The organism is Macrococcoides bohemicum, assembly GCF_016865215.1.
In the GTDB taxonomy this organism is placed as follows: Bacteria; Bacillota; Bacilli; order Staphylococcales; family Staphylococcaceae; genus Macrococcoides; species Macrococcoides bohemicum.
In genome coordinates this window covers 355233-367886 of sequence record NZ_CP054482.1, presented here as the reverse complement: position 1 = coordinate 367886, position 12654 = coordinate 355233, and the positions used below count along the sequence as shown (strand labels likewise).

At 34.4% G+C, this 12654-nt stretch carries 12 protein-coding genes and 1 pseudogene; 3 read left to right on the top strand and 10 right to left on the bottom strand.

The annotated features are described in order from the left end of the window. Positions 1-3: 3 nt before the first annotated feature. The 9 genes and pseudogenes from HT586_RS02000 to HT586_RS01960 form a co-directional block, all read right to left on the bottom strand. Positions 4-297, bottom strand: a complete 294-nt coding sequence (locus tag HT586_RS02000; protein WP_096077431.1) for a metal-sensing transcriptional repressor — start codon at positions 295-297, stop codon at positions 4-6. 137 nt (positions 298-434) lie between these two features. Continuing rightward, positions 435-836, bottom strand: coding sequence for a universal stress protein (locus HT586_RS01995; RefSeq protein ID WP_133354380.1), 402 nt, complete (start codon positions 834-836; stop codon positions 435-437). 41 nt (positions 837-877) lie between these two features. Then, positions 878-2011: pseudogene (locus tag HT586_RS01990) on the bottom strand (SulP family inorganic anion transporter); the annotation flags it as partial. A 90-nt stretch (positions 2012-2101) separates the two neighbouring features. Continuing rightward, the gene (locus HT586_RS01985; RefSeq protein ID WP_096077434.1) at positions 2102-2764 is read right to left on the bottom strand and encodes a Crp/Fnr family transcriptional regulator; all 663 of its coding nucleotides are present in this window, start codon (positions 2762-2764) and stop codon (positions 2102-2104) included. Positions 2765-2805: 41 nt separating this feature from the next. Beyond that, positions 2806-3030, bottom strand: a complete 225-nt coding sequence (locus tag HT586_RS01980) for a heavy-metal-associated domain-containing protein (RefSeq protein WP_096077435.1) — start codon at positions 3028-3030, stop codon at positions 2806-2808. Positions 3031-3062: 32 nt separating this feature from the next. Continuing rightward, positions 3063-4958, bottom strand: a complete 1896-nt coding sequence (locus HT586_RS01975) for a heavy metal translocating P-type ATPase (RefSeq protein WP_203546117.1) — start codon at positions 4956-4958, stop codon at positions 3063-3065. Between the two features lie 111 nt (positions 4959-5069). Next, positions 5070-6788, bottom strand: a complete 1719-nt coding sequence (locus HT586_RS01970; protein ID WP_203546116.1) for an ABC transporter ATP-binding protein — start codon at positions 6786-6788, stop codon at positions 5070-5072. Between the two features lie 184 nt (positions 6789-6972). After that, positions 6973-7527: an immunodominant staphylococcal antigen IsaB family protein gene (gene isaB / locus HT586_RS01965; RefSeq protein WP_203546115.1), complete on the bottom strand. Its 555-nt coding sequence runs from the start codon at positions 7525-7527 to the stop codon at positions 6973-6975. An 81-nt stretch (positions 7528-7608) separates the two neighbouring features. Next, positions 7609-8790, bottom strand: coding sequence for an NAD(P)/FAD-dependent oxidoreductase (locus HT586_RS01960; protein WP_203546114.1), 1182 nt, complete (start codon positions 8788-8790; stop codon positions 7609-7611). Positions 8791-9019: 229 nt separating this feature from the next. Between HT586_RS01960 and HT586_RS01955 the strand changes: the two genes are divergently transcribed. Genes HT586_RS01955 through HT586_RS01945 form a run of 3 tightly spaced genes read left to right on the top strand, consistent with a single transcriptional unit; the run spans position 9020 to position 11077 of the window. Continuing rightward, complete coding sequence (locus HT586_RS01955; RefSeq protein WP_133354388.1) at positions 9020-10069, top strand: ABC transporter permease; 1050 nt, start codon at positions 9020-9022, stop codon at positions 10067-10069. A gap of 9 nt (positions 10070-10078) precedes the next feature. Then, entirely contained in the window at positions 10079-10744 is a 666-nt protein-coding gene (locus tag HT586_RS01950; protein ID WP_099578899.1) for an ABC transporter ATP-binding protein, read from the top strand. A 12-nt stretch (positions 10745-10756) separates the two neighbouring features. Beyond that, positions 10757-11077 (top strand): CHY zinc finger protein, encoded by a 321-nt coding sequence (locus HT586_RS01945; protein WP_133354390.1) that lies wholly within the window; start codon positions 10757-10759, stop codon positions 11075-11077. 83 nt (positions 11078-11160) lie between these two features. Here the strand turns inward: HT586_RS01945 and HT586_RS01940 are convergent, their stop codons facing one another. After that, on the bottom strand, positions 11161-12594 hold the full coding sequence (locus HT586_RS01940; RefSeq protein ID WP_203546113.1) for an NAD(P)H-binding protein: 1434 nt from the start codon (positions 12592-12594) through the stop codon (positions 11161-11163). Between the last annotated feature and the right edge of the window lie 60 nt (positions 12595-12654).

Here is a 12654-nt window from a genome sequence, read left to right as displayed (position 1 = left end):
CACCTACTTTCCAAATTGGCGCAGTACTTTCATCAATTCATCAATTGATTCAGCACCTTCACCTTTTTTAATTGCATCACTAACACAGTGATTCATATGACGTTCTGTTACGGAGAAACCAACTTGCTTCAACGCGCTTTCTATCGCGCTAATTTGAATCAATATATCAACACAATAACGATCTTCTTCAATCATTTTCTGAATACCACGAACTTGTCCTTCAATACGCTTTAACCGTTTTACCATCTTTTCTTTTTCTTCTTCAGTTCTTGGTGTTACTGTATGTTGATGCTCCATACTATCATCCTCTCGTATACCCCTAACAGGTATTAATTTAATTCTATTTTATACCCATAAGGGGTATGTGTCAATATATAATATTTGAAAAATTATAAAAAAAATAAGCTAACGCTTTAAAAGTTAGCTTACTCAATTTATTTCACAACCATCACCGGTATATGTACTTCTTTCACTACTTTATGACTGACGCTTCCCATCACCATTTCCTGAAATGCGTTAAGACCACGCGTTCCAATCACAATTAAATCGTATTCATGCGTATTTCCTATTTGAATAATCTTATCTTTCGGTACCCCGTGTTCTATGCGAACTTCATATGTTATATCATTATTCTCATATTCTTCTATAATGGGTTGAATTAAAGATTTTCTTTGATCAACACTGCTTGTTTCACTATGCAGTACTGCATCTTTTGAATCTTCATGTGAAACGATACTTAATAATGTATATTTCATAGCATTTATCTTCAATGCTTCTTTTGCTGCTCTGAAGCTATTATCAGAACCATCCACCGCTATAACTACTGACTGATACATCTCTACACCTCTTTCGTTTGCTTAAGATAATCATTTCTATTAAAGATAAAGTTAATAATACTCCCTACAATAACTCCAATCGCCAAATTATGCGTTGCTAATACAAGTATAATTGTAACAAGTACTACGATAATATCTGTAACTTTAGCATTGCGTAAGAATTTGAAACTTCCCCAGTCAAACGTACTAAATGATACTACAACCATAATACCTGCAAGAATAGACATAGGAATCTGAATCACATAATGCCCTAACACAATAATTAAAAACATTAAAAAACTACCTGCAACTAACGATGACAATCTTGTTGTGCCGCCTGACTTCAAATTCATTACAGATTGGCCGATCATTGCGCATCCTCCAATACCACCGAAAAAGCCTGCAACGATATTGGCAATGCCTTGTCCACGAGATTCAACATTTTTATCACTTTCATTTTCCAGTGCATCATCGACAATCTTTGCAGTAAGTAAACTTTCTACAAGCCCCACAACAGCCATCGACAAACTATATGGCAATATAATCAATAAAGTTTCCAGATTAAATGGTACATTTGGAATAAAGAAATCTGGTAAAGTACGTTTAATTTCTCCAAGATCACCAACAGTTTTAACATCGGCATTTGTCATTATCGAAATGATCGTTAATAATAACACTGCAATGAGTGGCGCTGGTATCTTCGTAAAGTACCTCGGAACGATATAAACAATCGCAATTGTAACAATTGCAAATATATAAGTAACACCTGTCAGTCCGAATATATGTTGTAACTGAGAGCTAAATATTAAGATTGCTAGTGAATCAACAAATCCCATCATCACTGTATTTGGAATGTATTTTAGTAATTTACCGACTTTGAGCATGCCAAATACTACCTGAATGATACCCATTAATATTGTTGCTGCAAGTAAATAATCCACCCCGTGGGTTTTAACAAGCGGGAATACCAATAATGCAATCGCACCAGCTGCTGCTGATATCATCGCAGATCGGCCACCTGTAAAAGCAATCGTCACTGCAATAATAAATGATGCATATAAACCAACCATAGGGTCTACCCCAGCAATGACACTAAATGCGATAACTTCAGGAATTAAAGCGAGAGATACAACAATTCCCGCTAATATATTTTGAAATGGTTTATCTAGCCATTCTCGTTGTAAATATTGATTCATAAAGACCTCCGAATTTATTCTAACCAAAATATAACCATACAATATCCATTGTAAAAGAACAATAAAAAAATGACTATATGTTTAATATAGTCATCGAAAATTATATAGTTTTTTTTCATCAATTACTTTAATCAGTTTATTATCTCTTTCAATAATATTTTTATCTTCTAATAATTTAAATTTTCTAGACACTGTTTCGGGACTTGTCCCTAAAAAAGCGGCAAGTTCCTTCATTTTCATGGGTATTTCGATGTAGGATGAAGCTGATGTTTTATGAAGATATGACAAGTATAATGCTAGTCGTTCTTCTATCTTTTCCATCGTTAAGAATTGTGTTTGTTTTTCAACTTCTTCCATCTTCATAGCATTAATTGTAAGTAATTTCAGTGATATGTTAGGGTACTGTAGAAGTAAATTTTGAAAATCACTCTGTTTTAATACACAGATTTCTGTATCAGTGATTGCTTCACCATATAGGCTTTCATTGTTAACACCTAACACAAAATTTTCTCCTTCAAAATCTCCGACTTCTGCAATGCGCAGCAATTGCTCTTTACCATTTGATGATAATCGATAGACTTTCATTACACCTTGTGCAACTAATGATAGTTGTGGTTCAGTTTCTGGTGAAAAGATGATATTTCCTTTTTTAAAGTGGTGATGTGTGACTAAATTATTGATCATTTCCTGTTCTTCATACGACAAATGGTTAAATAGCGGCACTCTTTCTACACAAAAATGATGACACTTCATCTTTTCACCTCCATTACTGTTATGTTTAAATTAACATATTATTATTTCACTTTCGAACTAATTACTTCATAACCCATGTTTTGAATTGCTGAATTGATTGACTCGATTTCTGTTATGTGTTCATCGAAATCTACTTTTACTTTACTCGCATTAAACATTACCTTTACAGAGTCTTTGTTTACTCCTGACACACTTTTAACTGCACCTTCTATCTTTTGAATACATGATGGACAAGACAATGTTTCTAGTTGAATTGTTGCTTTCATATCCGTTCACTCCTTTATATGATTTAATTCAATTATATCGCCTTTTGCTTATTATTAACTTGATAGCTATCAAGTTTGGTATTATTTCGATAGCTCATTAATCGCATACCATTTAATATAACAACGATAATGCTCACCTCGTGAACCAACATTCCAATTGTCATATTCATCCATTCAGCGAATATTAAACTTAACAATAATACTAATACAACTCCGAGTGCGATAATGATATTCTGCTTCATATTATTGGATATCTTTTTAGTTAACCCATGAGCATAGGATAATTGTTCCATTGCAGAATGCATAAGTACGACATCTGAAGTTTCAATTGCTACATCTGTTCCGCCGCCCATCGCAATACCAATATTTGCAGTTGCTAGTGACGGACTGTCATTAATACCATCTCCTACAAATGCAACTCTTTCTCCTTTATCTTGTAACATCTTTATATATTCAGCTTTATCTTCGGGTAACATCCCACCCAATGCAATATCAATCGGTAGTTGCTCAGCTACACGATTCACTGTTCCTTGATTATCTCCCGATAAAATGATTAATTTTTTTACTCCTTGATGTTTAAGTTGTAATAAATTTCGTTTTACATCGTGTCTTAATTGATCTTGAATACCAATCATTACTTCCAGCTCCTTATTAATTGCCATAAGCACTATTGATTGACCGGATTCAATTAATTTATTTACTTTTTCACGATCATTATTATTGATTTCAACATCATAATTATGCATTAAACTTAAATTTCCTAGAATAATTTTCTTATCGCCGCTATAAGCCACAATACCTTTTCCTTTAATTACATCAACTTTATCAAAACGAACTATTTTCTGACTTCCGATATCATTTAAAATTGCTTTTGCGAGTGGATGACTCGACTCATGTTCAATACTATAAAGGTAAGATAATATAGATTGTTTATTTTCACCAATAATTTTTTTATAGGCAACGGTAGGATTGCCTTCAGTTAAAGTTCCTGTTTTATCAAAAACAATTGTATCTACTTTACTAAAGTCGTTTATCATTTCACTACCTTTCAGAAGTACACCATGTTTGGCTCCATTTCCAATACCGGTTACATTTGATACTGGTACACCAATTACTAATGCTCCTGGACAGCCTAATACCAGGATAGTAATTGCTAATGCCACATCTCTCGTCAACATACCAACGATTACAGCTAGTAATAGTACAAATGGTGTATAATATTTTGAAAAACGGTCAATGAATTTTTCTGCTGCTGATTTTGAATCTTGTGCTTCTTCAACAAGTTCAATTATTTTACCGAATAATGTATCTTCTCCAACTGTCTCAGTTTGAATACGAATGGTTCCATTCTCAACTATTGTTCCAGCGTATACTTTATCATTTAAGCTCTTCTGAACCCATTTTGATTCACCTGTAATACTTGCTTCATTCAATGCACCGCTTCCATAAACCACATGACCATCTACCGGCACTTTGTCTCCTGTTTTTACTAATAAAATATCATTAGTTGCGACATCATCAATATCGATAGTTTCAGTCTTGCCATGCTCTCGTAAGATTACTACTTTTTCAGGCACAAGTGTAACGAGTGACTGTATAGCTGACCTTGTCTTTTTTAACGTGCGTTTTTCCAAAAATGCACCAAGTAAAAATAGAAATGATACAATTGCTGCCTCCTCAAAGTTCCTAATTAACAATGCACCTAATACAGCTACAGAGACCAAAACATCAATGCTAATCACCTTCACACGTAAAGAATGATATCCTTGTATCAAAATTGGTGATACAGCAAGAATCGATGCTAAACCTAGTAATATTTCAGAAATTAATTGAACTTTAAGCACAAATTCTGCTATCAATCCAACAACAATTAATGTACCGCACAATACCATAATGTAATCTTTACTTTTCATAATGAAACGTTGCATTTTAATTACCTCCTGTTCTTACTTATAATGTAACAAGTTTCATAATATTAAACATTGATAGGTATCAAGAAAAGAGAGTGTGTCTATTGACACACCCTCTTTAAAAAATATTTATCCCAGCACTTGTGCATATTGAGCTTGTTGTAGCTTGTAGTATCTTCCTTTCAGGTTAATGAGTTCCTCATGACTACCCATCTCTGCAATATGTCCATCTTCTATATAAAAAATACGATCTACATCTCTTATCGTTGAAAGTCGATGCGCAATGGTTAATGTCGTTCTTCCTTCAGACAATTGTTTAAATGCTGATTGTATTCGATTCTCAGTTTCAACGTCTAAAGCACTCGTTGCTTCGTCAAGTATGATAATTTCTGGATTCTTTAAGAACATGCGCGCGATTGACACACGCTGCTTCTGTCCTCCTGAAAGTTTCGTTCCACGTTCACCAACAATTGTATGTATCCCTTCTGGAAGTGTATCAATAAATGGTTTTAATTGCGCTTTAGTTATTGCATCCATAATCTCCTCATCTGTTGCTTCTAAATTACCATAGGCAATGTTGTCTCTTAACGTACCACTGAACAAGAACACATCTTGTTGAACAAGCCCAATTTTGCTGCGTAAAGATTCAAGTGTCATCTGTTTAATATCTACATTGTTAATTGCGATACGTCCATCAACCGGATCATAAAATCTCGGTAACATCGAACAAATTGTCGTTTTACCTCCACCACTTGGTCCAACTAAAGCAATCTTTTCACCACGATTTATTGTAAACGATAAATCGTCAAGTATTGTCTTATCACCATATTTGAATGTTACATTTTCGTATGAAATCACTTGAGGTGTGTCTTCAAACATAATTGCATTCGGTGCATCTTTAATATCTGTTGTTGTCTTTATTAATTCCTGAAAGTTATTAAACCCTGCAATCCCTTTTGGAAACAATTCAATAATTAAGTTAATCGATTGAAGCGGCTTAAATAATATATCTGTAATCATAATAAACGCTACAAATTCTCCATAACTCATCGCGTTATTCAATACGAAATAACATCCAAGAATCAATACAATAATCAATGTAAATTTCTGTGCCAGATAACCAATCGAACTATTCCATGACATAAAGTTATATGCTTTTAATTTCGTTGCACGGAAATCTTCGTTTGTCTGCAGGAAGCGCTTCTCTTCAAAGCGTTCGTTAGTAAATGCCTGTACAAGACGAATACCACCGATACTTTCACTGATAACATCATTAAATTGAGATACGTTACCAAATAATCTGCGGAATTGTGTTGTCATCTTTTTGTTGAAATAAATTGTTAAGATAAATATTACCGGTACGATACTGAATGTAATAAGCGCAAGCTTCACATCAATCGTGAGCATAATAAGAAGTGCTCCGATAACTGTCATTACAGCGACAAACACTTCCTCTGGACCATGATGCGCAAGTTCTCCGATGTCCATCAAATCATTTGTGAGTCTACCGATAAGTTTCCCCGTCTTATTGTTATCGAAGAATCCGAAATTTAATCGCTGAAGATGACGATAAAGCGCATTACGAATATCACGTTCTATATTTGTTCCAAGTTTATGTCCCCAATACGTGACGATAAACTTAAGAACTGTAACAAAGGAAAACACAAGAAATAGTCCTATTGCACCAAGTACAATCATATCCCAATCCTTAGTCGGTAACAGCTTATCGATGAAAAGACTCGTAATCAGTGGAAAGACAAGTTCCAAAACTCCAACAAACACTGCAGAACCGAAATCCAGCATAAACAGACCTTTATATGGTTTATAATATTGGAAAAATGATTTCATATACGATACTCCTTAATTAAATTACTTAAATTCATTAACAAAAATACATATATTATATAGTATATAAATCAATATTAACATATCCTGTAATTAAGGCGTCTATAGAAATCTCCCTTACAATGTTATCATCCTTAATACTATTATTTTTCATGAAAAAAGAGCGGAGATTCATCTCCACCCTTAATTAAGCCATTCCGACATGACCAAGTATTATTTTCTGTACATATCCTTTTTCAACAACAAACTGTATACCGTTACCATTCAGGTTATAGATGTATACACCATCAACTTTTGATGGAATAGCTTTGTTGCCATCTGATATGAGTTTTCCTTTAAACAGATAATCATTACCATATACTTTTTTTACGTTACTGATTTTCAGCTCTTTGTTCTTCAGGCCTAAAGTAGCTGTATATGGATTTTTGTCCCCTTGTTTAAAGAACGTATAGTTCTGATCATATACTTCTTTTGTGTAACCTGTACCTGATACACCAGAGACAATACGCTTTAAATCAACTTTATATTTATTAATCTTCACATTATTGACTTTTACAGCACGCACAAAGTCTTTATCTAATACAAATTTAGCATTTCCACTTGTGTATCCTGAATAATTATAATAAGGCTTTTGAACCTTAACCATCTTCTGTTTAGCAAGTGCATCTTCACCCTGCACTACACCCAGAGACATTGTTGCGGCTAATGTTGTTGCTCCTAAAACTTTTGCAAGTTTCTTCATTTTTACCACTCCTAATAAACTATTTCCTAATGGCTCGCATACACGATTAATTTACCCTACTGCGAATACTTAAAACATCACTTAACCTTTGCCCTTTAACATCGCATGCCAGTACATAAATGGAATCGCACGTTTCTTCACTTGATATAGCAATGGATTTGTCTTACCTTGATCAATCGGCATCGACTCTTTCGGTTTCATATCATATCCGAATTCTGCGATAAACGCCTGTCCATATTCAGTGGCTACAGGACATGCCGTTGCACCATCATAATGGCTAGATAACGGTCTATTATTCATTTGTGATAATAAGTTTTTCACAAGAATAGGCACTTGTTTCCTCACTGCAGCTCCCATCTTTACTGTTGGCAAGTTAGTACAATCACCTAAACCAAATACATTTAGATGACGCACATGCTGTAATGTTTTTGGATCTACATCCAGCCATCCTTCAGCATCACTTAAAGTAGATTGCTTCACTACATCAGGTGCACTCATCGGCGGTGTAACGAGTAGCATCGAGAATGGCACCTCATATGTTTCCAAAGCAACTAAATCTTTAAAAGTAGCACGTTGGTTATTACCATCTACTTTAACAAGTTCTTGATTCAACTCATACTCAATATCCTTCTTATTCAAATGCATTTCAATATATGCTCTATACTTTTCTACAGGAAATAGCGTATCTTTTCCCGTCTTAAAGATTAAATGTGGTTGATCCTTTTTCTTGTCATGAACAAACTCATCAAAAGTAAATATTGAATTTTCTGGTGAGACCCCGCCTTTAATTACTGATTTCGGTTTCGTTACAATGATATTGCCATCATTTGTCTGTTTCAACGTCTTGTACGTATAGTCTAAATAATCATAAAGATAGTTCGTACATACACCATTCTTTCCTAAAGTATCTTCTAAACCTTCTATCTTATTGAAATCAAGCTGGATGCCAAGCGCTACAACTAAATATTCATACATCACATATTCACCATTATCCAAATGGACTTTACGTTCAACCGGCTGAATAAGTTTCACCTTTTGCTGTTCGTGATCAATTCCATTCGGTATAACTTTTTTCATCGGCTTAACCGTATCTTTCTTCTTTTCATCCCCAGAACCTACCAGTGGCCAGGCTGGCTGATATGCATGTTTATCCGCATGATCAATAATAAGTATATCTTTTACCCCTGCATTTTTTAATCTACTTGCAGTTGATATACCACCAGCACCTGCTCCAAGTATTACAACTTTATATTTTTTTATCATTATCTCACCCCTTATAAAATATGTTTATTCTTTTTAATACCCTTAAGATACTTTTCCATTCATTTTTGCATATATCTCACATGATAAATTGACTATTGGTATAATAAAATCAGTAGGCTTTTAAATAGAAAGATTATTTTTTAATGCATATTACTCATTATTATGTCGCAATTAATCTATAATTGAGTCTATATCTAGACATTAAATTTTATAGAAATGAGGAAAACAGATGTTCTTAGCCTGGAAAGAAATCATGCATAACAAACTCAAGTTCTCACTGATTATCGGTGTACTTGTTTTAATTTCATATTTATTATTTTTAATATCCGGATTATCTAATGGCTTAATGGGAATGAACAGAGAAGCAATTGATAAATGGAATCCAGATGCAATTGTCGTCACGAAAGAATCTAACAGAAACTTAGCACAATCTTTAATGGAGCAAGATGCATTAGATAATAAGTTCGATAAAATTGCTCCAATTAAGAATCTTGCAGTGATCATCGCAAAAGGTGATAAAAAACAAAATACATTGTTATTCGGGATAGATAAAGACACATTCATCAATCCTAATATTACAGAAGGTAAGTCATTTAACGATGATTACGAAGTGGTTGCGAACGATGGATTAAAACAAAAAGGCTTTAAACTCGGAGATACTGTTGATATTGCAGGTAGTGATGAAGATTTAAAGATTGTTGGATTTACCAATAACGCAAAATATAATGCAGCGAATGTGTTGTACAGTAATAATGCAACTGCAGACAAACTTTCTATGAACCGTTTGAAAGATAAAGCGAATGCATTTTTAATTAAAGATTCGAATTATAAAGCACAAAAAATCGATAGTGACTTTGAAGCAATTGATAAGGAAACGTTTATTACTAAGTTGCCAGGTTACACAGAACAAAAGCTGACGCTAGATGTCATGAGTTATTTCTTATTTACGATTGCAACATTTATTATCGGGATATTCCTTTATATATTAACGATTCAAAAAGCACCCGTATTTGGTCTACTTAAAGCACAAGGGATTAGCAATGGCTTCTTAGCGCGATCATTAATCATCCAGACGTTAATCTTATCAGTTATCGCTGTAGTCATTGCACTGATACTTACTATAATCACTGCTAACATTATACCTGATGTTGTACCAATAAAGTTTGTATGGTCAATGATTGGAATTTATGCCGGCGTTATTATATTAACAGCGATTATCGGTGGATTATTCTCTATCCGTTCAATCCAAAAAGTAGATCCATTAAAAACGATAGGATAAGGTGAGCATATGGTATTAACATTAAAAGAAGTTAACAAATCATTTGGTAAAGACCAAACTTATGTCGAAGCATTAAAACCCGTTGATTTCCATATCAATGCAGGAGAAATGGTAGCTGTCATCGGCCCATCAGGCTCTGGTAAAAGTACATTCTTAACCATCGCCGGATTACTTCAGCAACCAACAAACGGTACAATAATAATCGATAATGATGATGTAAGTAAACTTTCAGAGAAACAACGCGCGAAACTACGTCTTAAAAAGATAGGTTTTATATTACAGTCGTCAAATTTAGTCCCTTTCTTAAAGGTGAAAGATCAGTTTAAGCTACTAGACAAAGTGAATAAAAATCATATTGAAACAGCTGAATTTCAAAGTCAGGTAAAACAACTAGGCCTTGAAAATGTGCTCAATCAATTCCCTGCTGAACTCTCAGGCGGACAACGTCAACGTGTTGCAATTCTTAAAGCGATGTACACTAACCCTTCGCTTATTCTGGCTGATGAACCGACAGCAAGTTTAGATGGGAAACGTGCAGTTGAAGTGATTCAAATGATTCGTACAATCGTTAAAGACAGTAATAAAGCAGCGATTGTTGTAACGCATGATACAAGGTTACTTGAGTATTTCGATAAAGTGTACCATATGGAAGATGGGATACTAGAACAACAGTAAGAGGTGAAATATATGACGGAACACCTTATAGAAGGTATAGCGGTGGATGAACAAGGAAGATGTGCCCATTATAACGCGCCAGTAGACATAGTGTGCTATAAATTTCCTCATAGCAATACATACTACCCCTGTCATTTATGTTATGAAGAGATTAATCATAAATCTCCAGCTGAAAAATATCCGATACATTCTGAAGTGCCAGCAGTTTTATGTGGTGTTTGCCAAACAGAGATTCCAATTAATCAATATGTAAATGTTACTCAATGTCCAAACTGTACGCATCCATTCAATCCAGGATGTAAAAATCACTTTCACTATTATTTTGAAATTTAATAAGCACAAGGAAGGAATTAAACTCCTTTCTTGTGCTTTTAATCATATTATATATTCATCTTATGGGAATAACTTTTAGCGCTTTATTTTTCCTGTATTCGCATCGTTCTGTCCTCAAGATATTTTGAATCTAACGTCTTAGCAAGTATCTTAGTTTCTAATCCAAATAATGACATCACAATAAGGTGGATACGTGCCTGTGTAATAGAGTAAATAAACCATGGCAGTGACGGCTCATATTCATGGATAGCAATTAAACACTCATTTGTATCAAGGATACGTCTGAATTCCAGGCGTGCACGACTATTATCACTCACTTTAGCAAATTTACCGCCTTTAATAAAGAATAGCACTCTATTTTCTGAAGAGCGTTCTTTTGAATTCTCTAGTACTAATATCGGATCTTTAAAGATCGGTAATGTAATACTCAAAACCCCATTTTCTATCGATGTATTAATAAATGAGTAACCAATACGAGATAACCAATTGACATAGTAATTTGCAGTCTGTTCAATCGACCAGCTTGACGGAATTGTAATACGTTGAACAGATTTAACATCATTTTTTTTTAACTGTGTCGCAATAGATGGTGCAGATTCTTTCTTCTTCTCTTTATCTTTACTTTCTGAAAGTGCAATTGCTATACTTTCATCTAACGGTGTCGGTGCATTCGAAATGCCTTCTACATAATTCCTCTTAGATGGCGTCATGTCATGAACGAGACTATCAATTAATGGATAAACTAACTCCTTAGGCTCCCCAGTTATTAACGATACCGGTAATTTAGTAGCCCATACTGGAATAAACGGTACATCTAACATCGGGAGTTTCTTGACCATTACTTTAGCTGTAGCTTCAAACATACCTTTATAATCTGTAACATTATGATATATATCAATTACTTCGTTGTTTTCGGGTTTACGCGTTACTAAAGTAGCTAATCCTTTTACAACATCTTTAAGTGCTACCGGTGCTGTTTTACTGTAAGCCCATTTTGGTAGCACAAGTGCTGGTAAACGTTTCGTTAGTTTCTTTAATATTGGGAAAGACGAGCCTTTAGATCCGATAATAAGTCCAGCTCGTAATGTTGATACTGGTACTCCATAAGAGCCAAGAATCTTTTCACATTCCTTACGACTGCATAAATGATCAGATAAATTCGTATCGTCTTCATCCGGCATAATACCACTCATAAAAATGATGTGTTTTACGCCCTGATTTTTAGCAGCACGGGCAAAGTTATCCGCCAATATCGCGTCCATGTCCATAAATGATGCTTGAGTCAGCTTTGCTGAAGGCATCATAGAGTGTACAAGATAGATCGCAGTGTGAACACCTTCCATCGCTTCTTCTACATCTTTCAAAGAGAAGAGATCAACCTTCTTCCATGTTACATTTTTTTCATTTTCTTTATTATCTATACTGCGTGAAGCAGCTATGATTTCATAGTCTTCTTTAAGTTGTTTAAGTAAGTTGCCACCAATATAACCGGAAGCACCTGTGAGTAAAATCTTCATGAATATTCCTCCCCTTTTTCTAATACCCTTCAATACCCCAAAGCGAATGTATTAACCATT